The organism is Endozoicomonas arenosclerae (assembly GCF_001562015.1).
In the GTDB taxonomy this organism is placed as follows: domain Bacteria; phylum Pseudomonadota; class Gammaproteobacteria; order Pseudomonadales; family Endozoicomonadaceae; genus Endozoicomonas_A; species Endozoicomonas_A arenosclerae.
Window position 1 is genome coordinate 17,219 of sequence record NZ_LASA01000014.1, and the last position, 16,958, is coordinate 34,176.

Annotated in this window: 10 protein-coding genes; 5 read left to right on the forward strand and 5 right to left on the reverse strand. The window is 48.1% G+C overall.

From position 1 onward, the window contains the following. Positions 1-3: 3 nt before the first annotated feature. The 3 genes from WG89_RS01500 to WG89_RS01510 all read right to left on the reverse strand — a co-directional run bounded on the left by WG89_RS01500 (position 4) and on the right by WG89_RS01510 (position 3,284). Positions 4-1,005, reverse strand: coding sequence for a 4-hydroxyproline epimerase (locus WG89_RS01500; RefSeq protein ID WP_062260451.1), 1,002 nt, complete (start codon positions 1,003-1,005; stop codon positions 4-6). 8 nt (positions 1,006-1,013) lie between these two features. Continuing rightward, positions 1,014-2,288, reverse strand: coding sequence for an NAD(P)/FAD-dependent oxidoreductase (locus WG89_RS01505; RefSeq protein WP_172806670.1), 1,275 nt, complete (start codon positions 2,286-2,288; stop codon positions 1,014-1,016). A gap of 99 nt (positions 2,289-2,387) precedes the next feature. Beyond that, positions 2,388-3,284: a dihydrodipicolinate synthase family protein gene (locus WG89_RS01510; protein ID WP_062260456.1), complete on the reverse strand. Its 897-nt coding sequence runs from the start codon at positions 3,282-3,284 to the stop codon at positions 2,388-2,390. A 349-nt stretch (positions 3,285-3,633) separates the two neighbouring features. Between WG89_RS01510 and WG89_RS01515 the strand changes: the two genes are divergently transcribed. The 3 genes from WG89_RS01515 to WG89_RS01525 all read left to right on the forward strand — a co-directional run bounded on the left by WG89_RS01515 (position 3,634) and on the right by WG89_RS01525 (position 7,897). After that, on the forward strand, positions 3,634-4,314 hold the full coding sequence (locus WG89_RS01515; RefSeq protein WP_216638411.1) for a GntR family transcriptional regulator: 681 nt from the start codon (positions 3,634-3,636) through the stop codon (positions 4,312-4,314). Positions 4,315-4,509: 195 nt separating this feature from the next. Then, on the forward strand, positions 4,510-6,090 hold the full coding sequence (locus WG89_RS01520) for an aldehyde dehydrogenase (NADP(+)) (protein ID WP_062260460.1): 1,581 nt from the start codon (positions 4,510-4,512) through the stop codon (positions 6,088-6,090). Next, a complete protein-coding gene (locus WG89_RS01525) occupies positions 6,068-7,897 on the forward strand; it encodes an aminopeptidase P family protein (protein WP_153301360.1) in 1,830 nt (609 codons plus the stop codon). The genes WG89_RS01520 and WG89_RS01525 overlap by 23 nt, the downstream gene beginning before the upstream one ends. Positions 7,898-7,941: 44 nt before the next feature. Here the strand turns inward: WG89_RS01525 and WG89_RS01530 are convergent, their stop codons facing one another. Then, complete coding sequence (locus WG89_RS01530; RefSeq protein ID WP_172806671.1) at positions 7,942-10,845, reverse strand: insulinase family protein; 2,904 nt, start codon at positions 10,843-10,845, stop codon at positions 7,942-7,944. 15 nt (positions 10,846-10,860) lie between these two features. Beyond that, positions 10,861-14,130 (reverse strand): glycoside hydrolase family 2 TIM barrel-domain containing protein, encoded by a 3,270-nt coding sequence (locus WG89_RS01535; protein WP_062260464.1) that lies wholly within the window; start codon positions 14,128-14,130, stop codon positions 10,861-10,863. A gap of 177 nt (positions 14,131-14,307) precedes the next feature. Here WG89_RS01535 and WG89_RS01540 point away from each other — a divergent pair, with 177 nt between their 5' ends. Both WG89_RS01540 and WG89_RS32825 read left to right on the forward strand, forming a co-directional pair. Next, on the forward strand, positions 14,308-16,737 hold the full coding sequence (locus tag WG89_RS01540; protein ID WP_062260466.1) for a TonB-dependent receptor plug domain-containing protein: 2,430 nt from the start codon (positions 14,308-14,310) through the stop codon (positions 16,735-16,737). A 70-nt stretch (positions 16,738-16,807) separates the two neighbouring features. Next, positions 16,808-16,958: transposase family protein (locus tag WG89_RS32825; protein WP_172806672.1), on the forward strand; the 151-nt coding region annotated here is incomplete at its 3' end.

Below are 16,958 nucleotides of genomic sequence, written 5' to 3' on the forward strand. Positions count from 1 at the left end.
GCACTACCTCACAATGAATCCATGGGCAAAAGGATCACGATCATCAATGAAAATAGTGTTATTGCCGGTCACCCTGGCCCAACCGGCAATGGAAGGAATAATGGCTTCAAACTCTCCCACTGTCGTTTTACTCTCTACACGGCCTTTGAACACCGATTTGATAAAGCTTTCGTGAATGAATTCATCGCCCACTGACAGTTTGCCCTGCCCGGCCCACTGCGCCATCCGAGAAGAGGTTCCAGTTCCACAGGGAGAACGATCAATTGCCTTGTCACCATAAAACACTGCATTTCTGGCGGTCACACCTTCTGCTACCGGATTTCCTGTCCATAAGATATGGCTTAAGCCTCTGATATCCGGCTGTTCTGGATGCTGAAACTCATACTTTTCATTGAGGGCTGCTCTCAGCAAGGGACTGAATCGGATCAGGTCAGCAGCGGTGTAGTCTTCGACATCCGAAAAATTCTTCTGAGGGTCAACAATGGCGTAAAAGTTACCGCCATAGGCAACATCTACCGTAATCTCTCCCAGTCCCGGGCAGTCGGCAGTCAGGCCTTCACGGTATAAAAAAGACGGCACATTAGTGATTCGTACTTCTTCAACATAGCCATCCTTCATTGTGTACTCTGCTGTTACTACACCTGCAGGCGTATCCAACTTGAGTACTCCCGGCTCCCTGGGTGTAACCAAACCATTTTCAATGGCGATGGTCACTGTCCCGATGGTTCCGTGACCGCACATGGGCAAACAACCCGACGTTTCAATAAACAGAATGGCCACATCGCAGTCAGGACGGGTCGGCTTCATCAGAATGGAACCGGACATCACGTCATGGCCTCTGGGTTCAAACATCAGGCCGGTTCTGATCCAGTCGTACGCTTCAAGAAAGTGAGCCCGCTTTTCCAGCATGGTTTTGCCCTGCAGTCTCGGTGCTCCACCAGCTACCACACGCACTGGGTTGCCGCAGGTATGTCCATCAATACAGAAGAAAGTATGACGTGCCATAGTTATTATTATCTCCACGCAAAACGTTTCACTTGTAATGGCTCGATATCAATGCTCGGTGTTTCCCTGAGCAGCAGCTCCGACACTAATTGTGCCGTAGCCGTTGACTGTGTCAGGCCAAGATGGCCATGACCAAACGCATAAACGATATTTCTGGATCGGGTCGAATAATCAATCACAGGCAGGGTATCAGGGGTTGACGGTCTGGCTCCCATCCACTCTTTCCCCTCCTTGATTTCCAACCCAGGCAAAAACTGACTGGCTTTTTCCGCCATCAGTTTTGATCGACGGTAATTCGGGGCACGGTCCAGCCTGGCTATCTCTGAAGCTCCGCCAATGCGATAACCGTTCTCAAGAGGAGTGAACACAAAGCCATGATCACTGAAGACCAGGGTGCGCTCAATCGGATTTAAAAGTGCAGCCTGGGGGAGTGTCGTGTTGTAGCCACGCTCCCCCACCATTGGAACCTTGTCGCCCAGTTGCTTGCTGAGTTCGGCAGACCAGGGTCCGGCGGCAATCACCACCTGTCTGGCTTCCAGCTGCTGACCGCTGTCAAGGATCACTTCTACAGTTCGGTCTTGTGATCCATTGCCTGGATCAATACTTTTGACTTCGCCATAGACGACAGATGCGCCACGGCGAATAAGATGTTTGTATAAGGCATGGCAGTAATCTGCCGGATCGGACACCGAGCTCCAGGCGGGCACAAAAACACCCGCCAGAAACCGGTCTGAAAGGCCGGACTGGAACTCATGCAACGCCTGACCTTCGTAGCATGAGTAGTCCAGCCCGTGCCTGGCCCTGTATTGCCAGTTCGCCTGATCCCGGCGGTAGCTCTCCCGGCTCTGATAGAGATGCAGGGCGCCATTGTCCCTGATCATACTTTTCAGTCCGGTTCGCTCCAGAACGGTCTGAAAGCTGGTTTGCCCAAGCTCCATCAGACTGGCCTGACCGACAATACTTTTTTCGAATTGAGATGAACGGGATGCACGAAGAAAGCGCAGCAACCAGGTCATGGTAAAGGGCAGGTCACCGGGCACTACGGAAAAAGGCCCTAATGGATCCATCAGCCATTTGATTGATTTTTTTACCATGCCCGGTGAAGCCAGAGGCATGATGTCTGAAAAAGCCAACCCTGCGGCATTGCCACGACTGGCCCCGGCGGCGACTTCTTCTTTTTCAATCAGAGTGACTTTCAGCCCCTGGTCCACCAGCTTTTCGGCCACACTCAGACCAATAATGCCGGCACCAATAACCAGAACGTCTACTGCTTTGTTATTCAAGGTATCCCTCCCACCTTCTAATACTCTGGTCTGAGCAATTTTCAGACCAGAGTCACGCAAACCCTTACAACCCTGTACTTCTTGCGTGCTTAAACTTTTTTAACCCAGTTCTGGCAGAACGGGACGACAGGCGATGGCCTCCCGAACAACGGCTTCTACATGGGCTCTGCGCTCACCGACCAAAGGCAATCTTGGCGCACGAACATTCTCAGTGGATTCAATTTCAATGGCTTCTGCCAGTTTGATGTTTTGCACCAGATAGGTGGATACATCGAGATCCAACAAAGGGCGGAACCAGCGATAAATGGCCCGCGCCTCGTCATGGCGCCCCTGCTGGATCAATTGATAGATGGCTACTGACTCTTTGGGGAATGCCACTACCAGACCGGCGACCCAACCCACTGCGCCTGCTGTTATTGCTTCAAAAGCAAGGTTATCTACGCCCGTAAGAATGTTGTATCGATCACCCAGCTCATTAATGATGTCTGTGGTTCGACGAATATCATCCGAGCTTTCCTTTATGGCAACAAAGCGAGAATCTTTGGCCAGTTCTTTCATCATCCCGGGAGTCACATCCACCCGATAGGCGACACGATTAGAATATATCATAACAGGTAAATCACCCGCTTCTGCAACCGCTCTAAGGGCTGCAATGGTTTCGCGCTCATCGGTGTGATAGATGGGACTGGGTACGATCATCAAACCATCAGCCCCTGCACGGCGGGCTTCTTCTGCCAGTGAGCAGGCATCTCTGGTTGAAGCTTCATTAATGGTTAACAGTGTTGGTTTATTCTGACTGGCTTCCTTTGCCAGCTTAAGAACAGTCAATTTCTCTTCAGTACTCAACATGGAGCCTTCACCCAGAGAGCCACCGACAATAAAGCCGTCACAGCCTGCAGCCATCATATAGTCAAAGCAACGTTTCATCTCCGGAAGATCCAGCTGGTCCCGGTCACTTAATTTAGTAGTGACTGCTGGAATAACACCTGACCACATTTTTCTTATTTCCTTATTGGTATCTATGAGCTTTCCATCAGAAAGAGGGAAAAGGATTTCGTTTTATTTTTATTGTTTTTAAATAATGTACTCATACGGTATTGCATATTGTATCCAATATGCAATACTTTTTTTACTTCTGACTCTCGGATACAATGTAACGGTTGGACAAGAAGTCGAATTTGTTGACCAAGTCACAGTATTTGAGAGTGTTCAGAATCAGTGTCGAGCGTTCTGAAAATACCTCTCATCAACAGCCAAGAGCGAAGAAAAATATTTTGTGCCAGCCTCAAACAGCAAAAATGGCCAGTCAGAATATTTTTCACGTACTAGAACAAGGAACATGATTGTGTATGAAGAAATAAAATCTCGCGCTGTAGATCTGACCAAGACCGCTTCGTCTTCAGAAATTATTTTTAATGCGCTCAGGGATGAAATCATCAGCGGTCGTCTACCGGCCGGAAAAGCGGTAAAGCAGGAACACGTTGCCAAACTGTTTAATGTTTCCCGTATTCCTGTCAGGGAAGCGCTGATGCGTCTCGAAAGCCAGGGGCTGGTGTTTAACCAACGCCACAAAGGGTATGTGGTGACGCCCCTGTCTACCGATATGGTGGCTGAAATTTATGAACTCAGAGCCAACCTTGAGCCGCTGATTATGGTCAAGGCCGTTGAGAATATGACCCAGGAAACACTGGAAGAAGCCCGCGCCTATTGCGACTCATTCGGTGAAGAAACCGATCCCTCAAGATGGGGAGAATGGAACCGGCTGTTCCATGAAACTCTGTACAGAGACTCCAACCGGCCTTACCACCTCAAGGTGATTGACGGTGCCATCGACAGGGTTGACCCTTATCTGCGTGCCCAGCTGATCCTGACGGACGGAATGGACACAGCCAGAAAAGAGCACATGGGTATTTTCGAAGCCTGCGCCAAGGGCGATGCAGAACTGGCAGCCCAGTTAACCCGGGAACATATCCTGGAGTCGTACGACGCACTGGTGGGCTATCTGAAGCAAAATCAGTCTTCCTGATTAAATCTGGAAAGTCTGTCATACAGTCGCCTGTGACCATAGACAAACAGAATCCGCTACACGACTGAAACTACCCATTCAGTCAGTAGCCGCTTCATTGCCATGGATCGTTCAGCTAACGGCCGTGGGAGAGGAAACCATTCTCGATGCCTTTGGGCAAAAAGAATGAACACAATAAAAAGAACGAGGAACCTCATGTCAATCGCAGGAAAACTGTTACTGGGCCAGGATCAGGTCCAGGGACAAGGCAGCTCTTTTCAAGCCATCAATCCGGCCACCCATACTGAAACAGGCCCGGTTTATGGCAGTGCCACCCAGGCTGATGTAAACAAAGCCTGCACGCTGGCATCCGAAGCTTTTGGAAGTTACCGACGCACTTCACCGGAGCAACGCGCCCACTTTCTGGATCGTCTGGCTGACCGTATTGAGCAACTGGATGAGGAGCTCGTTACTGTCGCCTGTTCTGAAACTGGACTGCCCGCTGCACGAATTCAAGGTGAAAAAGGCCGAACCATTGGCCAGATCCGGATGTTCGCTGAAGTGGTCAGAACCGGACTCTGGCAGTCTCCAACCCTTGATTCAGCTTTACCTGATCGTCAGCCTTTGCCCAGGCCGGATTTACGTCGCAGTTATGTCCCTCTTGGCCCTGTTGCTGTTTTTGGTGCCAGTAATTTCCCCCTAGCTTTTTCTGTAGCCGGTGGTGATACAGTTTCAGCCCTGGCAGCTGGAGCCCCTGTTGTAGTTAAAGCACACAGTGCACACCCTGGTACGTCAGAGATCATGGGGCGCGCTCTTCAACAAGCCATTAAAGACTGCAATTTGCACCCAGGCACATTTTCACTTCTATTCGATAAAGGTTTGGAAGTGGCAGAACAACTGGTGACGAACCCTGCGATAAAGGCTGTTGGGTTCACCGGTTCGCAGGCCGGTGGTGAAGCCCTGATGAGACTCGCTGCAGCCAGACCGGAACCCATCCCGGTGTTCGCAGAAATGGGCAGCACCAACCCGGTCTATCTTCTACCTGATGCACTGAACACCCGGGCTTCTGAATTTGCTGAAGGCTATAGTGCTTCTTTAACTATGGGCGCAGGCCAATTCTGTACCAACCCGGGATTACTGATTGCCATTGACAGTCCACAACTGAACTCTCTCATTGATGAAATAAGCCAGAAGCTTGATGTCACTGAGTCTCAAACCATGCTCACCCCTGGCATCTACAGAAATTATGTTCAGAAGGTCGATAAGCTGCTCAGTAAAAAAGACATAACGGTTCATACCTCTTGCAAATCTGCCATAGCGGCAAACCAATGCCACCCCATGTTATTCAGCGTAACGTCTGAACTTTTTTTAAACGACAACAGCCTGGGTGAAGAAGTGTTTGGCCCTTCCGCCATGGTCGTGCGTTGCAAAAACCTGGATGAGATGCTGAATCTCACCCGAAACCTTGAAGGCCAGCTCACAGCCACCATTCACTGCCAGCCAAAAGACCATGACAGCGCAGAAGCTTTACTCCATGAGTTGGAGCTGAAAGCTGGACGCATTCTGTTTAATGGTTTCCCAACCGGTGTTGAAGTGAGCCATGCCATGGTTCACGGCGGTCCTTATCCGGCAGCATCAGACAGTCGTGGCACATCAGTTGGTTCCTCTGCCATTCAGAGATTCCTCCGACCGGTTTGTTACCAGAATACACCTGAAACATTATTACCCCAGACCATCGACAGTAAGAATTCCCTGAATCTCAGAAGACTGCAAGATGGCCGTTACAACGACCAGTAAGAGCACCTGTGGAACAAAAATAATTATGGAAACCATCAAAGATCGTGTCAGTCAGTTCCAGGAACTGATGAGCAAGAAAAATATCGATGCCTGGATTCTTCCGAGCAGTGACGCACACAATAGCGAATACGTTGCTGATTACTGGAAAGGACGAGCCTGGCTGTCCGGATTTACCGGTTCTGCCGGTACTCTGGTTGTTACTCAGAAAGAAGCCGGTTTATGGACCGATGGGCGTTACTTTATCCAGGCCGAAAAAGAGCTGGAAGGCTCGGGCATCACACTGTTCAGAATGTTTAACCCAGGGGTTCCAAATCTGAATGAATGGCTGGCGGATACGCTGGCAGACAGTGCCGTCATTGGCTTCGACGGCACTGTCATCAGTCAGAATCAGGCCAAAGGCGTTTTAAAGGCTTTTTCGGATAAACCCGTTACCCTGAGTTCCGATGATGATCTGTTGTCTGCTATCTGGGAAGACCGCCCCGCCCTGCCTGTTGAATCCGTCTTTCGTCATGAAGACCGCTATGCAGGAAAAACTACGCAGGAAAAGTTGGCTGAAATCCGTACCAGCATGGCTGAAAGCAATGCCGATTATCACTTGCTGACAACACTGGATGACATTGCCTGGACATTGAATCTGCGTGGCAGTGATGTGCCCATGAACCCTGTGTTTATCAGCTATCTAATGATCGGCCCCGAAAAAGCTACCGTCTTTGTTGATCCTGCCAAACTGGATGAAACTATCATTCAGTATCTGTCAGCATCCGGCGTTGAAGCCCAACTCTATTCTTGCGTCTGGGATCGTTTATCCACCCTGCCAGAAAACAGCTCTGTATTACTCGACCCAGCCAAAGCCAGCCGAGCCATCTTTGATGCATTACCTGAAAGTGTTTCGGCGGTTGAAGGTAAAAATCCCAGCACATTGATGAAAGCCATCAAAAACAGCACCGAAACAGAACATTTCAGACAGGCCCTGCGCAAAGACGGTGTTGCTATGGTGCGTTTTATGAAGTGGCTGGAAGAGGAAGTGCCTTCGGGAACAGTAACTGAGCTGTCTGCCGAAACAAAACTCACTCAACTTCGTGCTGAAATGGACGGCTATAAAGAAGACAGTTTCCGCACTATTGCTGGCTATCGGGAACACGGCGCCATGATGCACTATGCGGCATCTGAAGAGTCCGATGTAACCGTTCAGCCCGGAAGCTTTTTCCTTGTGGATTCCGGTGGTCAGTACCCGGACGGCACGACGGACATCACCCGAACCTTCTCTTATGGCGAGCTGACTGAACAGGAAAAGAAAGATTACACGCTGGTGCTTCAAGGTCATATTGACCTTTCCATGGCCGTTTTCAAGACAGGTTCCTGTGGGTGCAACCTTGATATTCTGGCCAGAGGACCGCTTTGGAAAGAGGGTATTGATTACGGTTGTGGCACCGGACACGGAGTTGGCTTCTTCCTGAACGTTCACGAAGGGCCACAAGGATTCAGTCAGAAACTGATTGATGAACCCCTGAAGCCCGGCATGGTCATCACCAATGAGCCCGGCATCTACCGTGAAGGCATTCATGGGGTGCGCATAGAAAACATCATGCTGATCAAAGAGCATTCAGAAACCGAGTTTGGCTCATTCCTCAGCTTTGAAGCGATTACGCTCGCTCCTATCTGTACAAGAGCCATCAATGTTGAAGAACTAAGCCATGCTCAACGACAGTGGTTAAATGATTATCATCAGACGGTTTTTGAGGAGCTTGCTCCGATGATGTCGGAAGAAGAGCAGGTGTTTTTGAAACTGAAGACTGCTGCGGTTTGACCTGGCTATGGAAAGGAAGCCCTTGAATGGGCTTCCTTTCTGACTTACGTTTTCGGCACCCCTGTCATATCAATACAAGACAGCCCGATACAGGCAGTACTCTCTTCTGACTCTTCCTTTTTATCCTGATGGCGTGTGCCGTAGCTTTTAATTTCAATGGATAAGGCATCTGTGCTTAATAAAGCGGTATCATAGGCTCGGATCAATTCTTCTCGGCTGATTTTTCCTATCGCTTCTGCAAACTTGACGGTTTCGTTGAAGTCGATCTCATCACTGCTGATGTAACGCCAGAACCGACTGGTTCTTTTGCTCAAGCTCAGATCTTTCTTTAGGAGATCATCCATCAGACCCTGCTTATAAGTCTCGAGCGTTTCTTCCTTGATGGTTTGAATCTCCTTTTGCTGATCATCAAAGAAGGCCAGCATTCTCCGCTTCAACTCGTCAGGATTCGTGTTTGGAGACTGAATCACAAAAGCCAGACCCGGACGATCCTTGATACGATTAGCGCCTCCCCAAACAACATAGCCCAGCTGCTGGTTGGTTCTCAGCTCCCTGAAGAAATCAGAACCCAACATCTCACCCAGCAAGGCATACATTGCCCGACTCTGTACTGATTCATCCTTTGCCTGATAGTAAAGGACTGAAACAGAATCCGTATGCTCGATATCCAGCTGCAGGTTCAGGGTATCGACCGCTTTAAGGTCATAGATAGAACTTCGATAAGGCTGTGCAGGTTGCTTTACCAGTGACTTAACTTTCTCCGAGTACTCCAGGGCTTGCTGCTTTGAAACATTGCCGTGAACCAGTAAATCCAGGTGCGCTTGCTCAAACACCTTGCGGCGATAGGCTTTCAGATCTTCCAGAGTGACAGGCTCCAGATACTGCAATGACTCTTCAGAGCTGAATCGACCGACATTCACCAGATTCCACATGGCATAATAAGCCTGATCGTCCGGAGTGTTGAGCGACTGATTTTTCAGAATCAATCTCAGGGCATCTTTAACGCTTTTAAACGACTTTTCATTAAAATCAACAGACTGAACCGTCTCCAGAGCTGAATATAATAATTCTGGCTGCTTATCGTGATAGCCACTGAGGGACAACTCCAACCCCGATGAAGTGGGCTGAATAGAGAAATCCATTCCGGCCTCAGAGGCCTGATAAATCCTCTCATTGAGTGCCTTGAGATAGAGCCGGTTCAATAACCAGGATTTCACCATATCACTGGCGGTCTGACTTACGACAGTCGTCGAAAGAATCACTTTAAGGTCAGATTTCGGTTGCTGATAAGTCTGATCCTGCAGATGCCAGAGCCTTAAACCCGGCTGATCAATCACCAATGAAGGGACTTCCTGTTGGGTCTCTGCTGCGGACAGAACCGCAAAATCCTCAGGAATATAGGGATTGGCAGTGGGTACCGATAAGCCGCTGATGGTTTCAGGGGATTCAAGACGTTTCAGAAACGCTTCGGAAAGAGGCTTAACGCCATAGCGGGTCAGGTAGAATGGCTCAACCTGATCCACTTCCACGTCTTTTGCAGACACCACCAGCCTCACACGATCCGCTGTCAATTGATCCAGATAACCCTGAATTAACTCAGGTTCATAGGATTCATAACTGTACGGCAGAAACAATACATGACTGGAGGGATAGTTCTGCAACCTCTTAGCAACACTCATGGCATAGTCCACCGGGCGGGACTGTTCCTTGAATCGAAAATCGATAGACGCCAGGTTCGCCGTCTGTTGATACAACGTCTCTTTCACCCCTTCCTTTTGCAACAGTTCAAGGTATGAAAAAGTGGCTTCGGTAACCGATTCAAGCTGCTTATAACCCGACTCAGTCAATGACAGCACGACCTCTAACTCACTGAAAGCACCTGCATAATCCCAGCTATAAGAGTAAAGGTTCTCAATCAATCCTTTTTCTTTGAGAACACTGTGCAGACTTCCGGGCCCTTCGCCTCCTATTAACTGAGAGATATAATCCAGTGGTTTCACTTTATAGTCATCAAGGGTCGAAGGCAGCGAGAAAACCAGTTTCAGCTCATAGGTATCCGCCAGGGTTTCGATATTGATTCTTACTCCCTGCTGATCCTTCCTGAAAGGCTCTTTATAGGCATTCACTGAACGTTTTCCAGCTGCAATGCTGCTGAGCGAGGCATTGGCCCATGACTGCAGGGTAGAAAGCGGCTCCTTACCATAAACAACAACCGCCATATTGCTACCCACATAGAACTCTCGGTGCAGTGCTTTTAAGTCGTCCAGTAAAGATTTGCCATCGTCGTTGTTCAGTGTATCGAGATTCCCGGTACTGAATGCCGCATAAGGATGATCCGATTTACTGATCATCCCTTCCGTGATGTACTTTCGCCAACCGTCGTTTTTAAAGTTCAACCTGAATTCGGAATCTACGGCATTCCGCTCTCGATCCACATACTGTTTATCGAGAATGGGTTGAGACACTGAATAAGCCAGACGATCCAGAGCCGGTTGAAGATCATCGGCATTAATTTCAAAGTAATAGTTAGTGCTTTGAGCGTATGTGGTGGCATTGTTCGTCCCTCCACGGCTGCGAATGAACTCCCTGTAGCCGTCCAGTTCCGGATATTTTTCACTTTTCAGAAACAGCATGTGCTCAAGAAAATGCACCAACCCTTCACGCCCCTCGGGGTCAGACCAACTGCCTACATTTACATCTATAGACACCGCCGCTTTATCAGTATCCGGATCTGAAATCAAAAGAGTCCTGACACCATTTTCCAGTGTCAGATACTGATACTCTCTCTGATCGTTAACACTTTTTATAATGGTTTCTGCAGTAACTGCGGCACTGCGAGTTTCAGTATTATCGGTGAGCGGAGCACACCCCGTTGATAGCAGAATGGGAATTGCGAAAAACGATGTTTTCAGCAGAGTAGACCAATCCCCTTTTCTTATTCTTCTCATTTTCACTTCCATTGTTTACAGATTTCTTGTTGTTATCTCTTTTGTTCCGGACACTACAGCTTCCATCACAAACGAAAATTCATAGTCCCCTGCGGGCAGTCGGTAGTCAGAAAGTAAATCTGCCCCCCAAGAGTTCTGCCCACCCACTCCAGCCTGAGCCAGATCGATATTGACGGTCATGATGTCGGACACTTCAATATCCGAACCATGGCGACAGGTTAAGGGGGTTAAACCCGAAGCCCCCCATTCACCGGATGGATCAGGCGTAAAATCCAGCTCTGAACTTTCAAAAGGCCAGGCAGACACATTCAGTAGATCAGACTGCATCTTGAATCGAATGCCGATTCCCATTTTGTTCAGCCATTGAGCCCAGCGGACATCCGTTTTATTCCCGGTTTCCTGGGGTCGTGGGTATCGATGAAATTGATCCCGGACTAATCCGTCGTAAATGCCAACAGGCAAACCCTTGCGGTCAGAGTAACTCTCCCCTGGCCCTCTGCCATACCAGCTCATGTGTTCAAAAGCCTGATCCATTTGAAACTGCACACCCAATCTCAGCAGATCAGGTAAACCTTCCGGATCATCCAGTTTTAAACGAGCCGTCACTTCAATCTGACACCGGTCGTTTATTGAATAGTCCATTGTCAGTTGGCCCTTAACATCAGGCAGGAAGAAATGACTGCTTACCTGGACTTGTCCAGATTCCTTTCGTAGCAGTTCACAAGATTTCAGGCATTGATGATTTGAAGCCTGTTGCCAGATCCTGGCTTTTTCCTGGATGTTACAACCCAGATCATTGTCAGTCAGACCTCTGAAGAAATTCATGAACGGTCCGCTTTTCAGTAGGGACTCACCACTGACTTGATAACGTTTTATTGCTCCAGACTGGCGACAGAATTCAACCTCAACCTCTTTGCTGCTGATCCAGATGGATTTTGAAGTTTGAAAGCATTCAGGACTGCGATCATGTGAAAACACTTCTTCACTCACAGGAGACTGCAAAATAACCTGACCCCAGGCCACAGCATGGCCAGATTCAAGTAATGCAGAACTCATTGAATCAGGATGAGGGTCTCTGAGGAGAACGTTCAGTGTGAGAATCAGTTCATCATTGGCCGAGAGTTCACTACCATCCAGCAGCAATGACAATCTGGAAGACTCTTTTGCTGGTGTTGGTGGCAGATTACATTGATCCGATTGAACGGGATGACCGTTTCTCATTAACTCCCAATGCAGTTCCAGATGCTCCAGACTGATAAAATCATAGTGATTCTCAATGCTCAGTAATACAGTCAGATCATCTCTTAACTGGCATTCTTTCAGCTGGACTCTGACAGGTTGATAAACAAACCTTACCTCTTCTAAATGAGGGTGAGGTGTTCTGTCTGCGGCGAGCAACCCATCATTCAGAAAGTTGCCATCGGTTGGCAGATTGGGGTGATAGTCTTTGCCGTACCCCCAAAAGTGCTTTCCAGATTCATCCTTCAATTCAAGAGCATGATCACACCACTCCCAGATAAAGCCCCCTTGCAAGCCTGGATATTGATCCATCAAACGCCAGTAATCAGCAAGAATACCCACTGAATTACCCATAGCATGACTGTACTCAATCATGATCACCGCTCTTTCCTGCTGGGACTCTGCCAGCAGCTTCAATTTATCCAGCGAGGGGTACATAGGGCAGATGATGTCGGTATAGTCATCCTGGCCTGCTGGCTCATACTGAACAACACGACTCGAATCAAATGACTTCAACCAGTAATAAAGACTTCTGAATACACTCCCGTGTCCTGCCTCATTGCCCAGTGACCAGATAATCACCGATGGATGATTTCGATGTTCTATGACCATGGACTGCAAACGGTCATGATGAGCAGGCAACCAGGAAGGATCATTGCCAATCTGGGTTTCATCGGACAGAGCCAGGGGATGGGACTCTATATTCGCTTCACTGACCACATAAAGACCGTAGCGATCACACAGTTCATACCAATAAGGGTGGTTGGGGTAATGACTGGTACGGACAGCATTAATATTATTGACCTTCATCAACCGGATATCGTGTTCCATAACTTCTCTGGGAACATAATGTCCATAGCGATGATCAGTTTCATGCCGGTTTACCCCTTTAATCGTTACGGGTATGCCATTTACTTGAAGAAGACCATTAACAACTTCGACTCTCCTGAAGCCAACCGATTGATTTAAAACTTCAAGCTCCCTGCCCTCATGATCCTCAAGAGTAATCAACACCCTATATAAAGAAGGTGTTTCTGCACTCCATGGGTGCACGGCTTTTAAGCATTGCTCAAATGAGATGCACTGAAAAGCACTCTCAAGCTCCACTGTTTGCTGCATTGAGAACATCGGGAGATGCACATCCGGTGTATCACCCGGCAAATAACACTCTACTTTTACACGATACTCTGATGGGGCTTCGGTAAAACTGACAGGCTGTTGCCGGAGTTCGACATCCACCTTCAAATGCCCCTGGACACCGTCTTTATCCAATGATGCCTGACAATGCAGATCAAACATTCGCACAGAATGAGTCCGATAGAGATAAACTTCACGCTCCAACCCAGACATGTCCAACATGTCCTGCTTTTCAAGGTAACTGCCGTTACTCCATCGATAAACTTGAAGGGCAATCAGATTATTGCCTTCTATAAGGAAAGGAGTTATTCGAAACTCAGCGGGACTTTTAGCATTCTGCGAATACCCAACGGGCAACCCATTCACCCAGACAATTAAGGCTGAACGAGCTGCACCAATATGGAGATAGACTTCATCATCTGCCCACTCCAGGGGCAGCTCAAACTGTTTTCTGAAACTGCCTACCGGATTGTAATCCCTTGGAACCTTGGGCCAGCATGATTCAAAGGGATAACGCTCATCCAGATAAATAGCATGATCAAAGCCCTGCGTCTCCCAGTTACCCGGCACCTTTATAGATGACCATTGACTGTCATCGAAGGAGTTTTCATAAAAACCATCAGGCTTTTCTCGTGGGCTAGTGACTAAATCAAACTTCCAGTGACCATTAAGATCAAAGTAGCGGTCTGACTGAGTTAGCTCATTGTTCAGAGCTTCTGTACGGGTTGGGAATGGAAATACAGAGGCTCTTGAGCTTTCTTTACCTAGACCGTTAATGGTGTGGTCTTCAAGGATTTCTGGAATGCCATCCTTATCAGACAACCTCTCCTTCAAGTGCAGTGACAAGTGTCTCTGCTGATCATATACCGCTGCCATCCAGCTACTGTCGTTTTTATTTTTCTTATTCATTTTGACATTCACTTTACATAAATGTGACGCAGTTCCCATTTTATGGAATGTGAATTGCATTCAATAATTATTGTATACAATATTCTTTATACATGGATATTGTATACAGTATTCGCTTTGTAGTTTAATAGAAACGTAAAAAAAAAATAACAACAAAAGTTACAGGTACGCACACACATGGAAACTCCAAGGAAGACGTTGCTCGCTACAGCCATCACAGCAGTGATGGCTGGCTACAGCTTCCCCGCCCTCGCTGCCGATACCAATGACAGTTCTCAGGAAGTAGAAAAAATTGAAAAGGTGACGGTCACGGGCTCTCGAATCGCCCGGATAGATGTTGAAGGCGCCACACCTTTAACGGTCATTGACCGGGAATATATTGAAGACAGTGGTTTTATGACCGTTGCTGATGTCCTTCAAGGTACCCCCTACAATACCGCAGGCTCCTATTCAGCCCAGGGCAACAACTCCTGGGGCAGTCAGGCTACTATAAACCTGCGTGGTCTTGGTTCTCAGAATACCCTGGTTCTTATAGACGGCCGTCGCGTTCCATGGTCTGGCGTTATGTACGGTGGCAGTGTCGATGTTAACTCCATCCCTGCAGCAGCTGTGGAGCGCATTGAAATCATGCCTGACGGTGCATCGGCTATATACGGTTCCGATGCGGTGGCCGGTGTAGTTAACATCATCATGCGTAAAGACTATGACGGCGCACAAATCTCCGTCAGAGGGTCTCGTCCGGATGATGAAGGTGCAGATGAGAATGGTCTATCCCTGCTCTGGGGTACATCATTTGATCAAGGTAATGTGCTCGTCAGCCTGGAGCATGACCGGACTGAAAACATCATCATGAAGGACAGGGAATACGCTAAGGCTGACAAACTTAATTCCAAGTACATCCAGGACGTTGAAAACGTATCCCAGACAGCCAGAACAACCTATCAACATGGTGACTGGACCTATAAGCCCATTGCTGGCTCCTGTAACAAAGCCAACTTTTACGGCCCTTACGACGACAGTGCTTATCCGGGTGACAAAGTCTGTGCCTATGACTACACCGCAGAAGCAGATCTGACCCCTGAAATTAACAGAAGCATTTTGAATATCATGGGTAACTATGATCTGGATAACGGTATTCAGGTTACTGGTGGCATCACTCTTAGTCATCGCGATGTTGCCAATACTGCGGCTCCAGTACCCGCATGGTTTAACGTAGACGGCACCACGGTGGGTGGCGCCCAGTTCTTTGCTGATAACGGCATGGATCCCAACACTAACTCTACTGCCACTGTCGGTTACCGTTTCGATGTTCTGGGTAACCGTGTCTATGAAATTGATGGATTGGATATCAGCGGACATATTGGTTTGTCAGGCGATATGGAACTCAATTTTGTCGATGACTTCCAGTGGAACGTCACTTATATGGAAAGCAAGAGTGACTACACCTCCGACGGTACCAATATGCTGTTGAAAGATAAAGTTGAAGAATTGGTGAATGCCAACGCTGACTTTTTCCTTGAGAACGGCGACATCAACTCGAAATACCATTCCCAGATTAGCCACACCTGGGAAGATCAGGTGGATGTAACCAGCCGGGATGTTAATGGCGGATTTGGATTCAGCTTAGGCGAACTTGCTGGAGGCCCCATTGGTTTCTACTTTGGCGGCCAATACATGTACTATGACATGGAACGTAAGTTTGACCCGCTATCCACTTCCGGAGCCGTAACCGGTGTATTTGGCGGAACTTATGGCGGCGAACGCACTGTGAAAGCGGTCTATGGTGAGACGTTGCTGCCAATCACTGATAAGTTCGAAGTCAGCATGGCTCTTCGTCATGATAAGTATGATGATTTCGGCGATACCACGAACCCTAAGGTGTCTTTCCGCTATCAGCCCATGGACGAACTGTTGATCCGTGGTAGCTGGGGCACCAGTTTTAAAGCGCCTAATTTCCAGCAACTTTATACACCTGCTAACACGGGCTACTACACAGTTACTGATTACAAGACATGTGCCGACCAGGGTATCTCTGTTGGAAACTGTAACATCGAGGCCTCCAGTGTGGCAGTCACTAACCAGGGTAACAAAGATCTGGGTCCTGAAGAGAGTCAGATGGCCACACTGGGCGTAGTTATACAACCCAATGATGCCCTGACAATCCGTGGCGACCTTTATCAGATCAAAACTGAAGACCTGATTACTCAGATCAGTAGTGACTATATTCTTCAGGCTGAAGCCCAAGCGGGCAGCTCTGCTGCTGTAAGACGTGATGGCCAGGGAAGAATTCAGGAAATTTTCACTTCTAATGTCAATATTGCTGAACAGGAACAGTCAGGAATAGATCTTTCTCTAACCTATGACCATGAACTGGGCAGTGCAGGCACTATGGACTTCTCTGTAGCCGGTACTTATATATTCAAATATGAATATGCTGATGAGCCCGGACTGGAAGCTTATGATCATATAGGTAACGATGGTCTTCCCCGCTATCGTGTGAATTCCACTATCGGATACAACACTCCTGATGATATGCATCGTATCGCTCTGACGGCTTATCATATTGCCTCTCAATATGATTACTTCAGGGCAATTGCATCAATCTGAACACTCGAAGATAAATTTCTTGTAAACTCTCTATCCAGTTTATTCGAGTCTCCTAGAGTAGTTCATCCGCATGGAAGCCAAGCAGTACCAGCCACTAGCTGATTTTTTAGCCAAAGTTCCTGATCCTCGCTGCCCCGGCATGTGTGATCACAACCTGCTCGATATACTTATCATTGCTGTATGCGCAGTCATATGTGGAGCGGACGAGTGGCAAGACATGG

Excerpts from the sequence above, each read along its gene's own strand:
- WG89_RS01535 (WP_062260464.1), bottom strand. The coding sequence starts at position 14,130 with ATGAATAAGAAAAATAAAAACGACAGTAGCTGGATGGCAGCGGTATAT.
- WG89_RS01510 (WP_062260456.1), bottom strand. The coding sequence starts at position 3,284 with ATGTGGTCAGGTGTTATTCCAGCAGTCACTACTAAATTAAGTGACCGG.
- WG89_RS01525 (WP_153301360.1), top strand. The coding sequence starts at position 6,068 with ATGGCCGTTACAACGACCAGTAAGAGCACCTGTGGAACAAAAATAATT.
- WG89_RS01500 (WP_062260451.1), bottom strand. The coding sequence starts at position 1,005 with ATGGCACGTCATACTTTCTTCTGTATTGATGGACATACCTGCGGCAAC.
- WG89_RS01540 (WP_062260466.1), top strand. The coding sequence starts at position 14,308 with ATGGAAACTCCAAGGAAGACGTTGCTCGCTACAGCCATCACAGCAGTG.
- WG89_RS01520 (WP_062260460.1), top strand. The coding sequence starts at position 4,510 with ATGTCAATCGCAGGAAAACTGTTACTGGGCCAGGATCAGGTCCAGGGA.
- WG89_RS01530 (WP_172806671.1), bottom strand. The coding sequence starts at position 10,845 with ATGAGAAGAATAAGAAAAGGGGATTGGTCTACTCTGCTGAAAACATCG.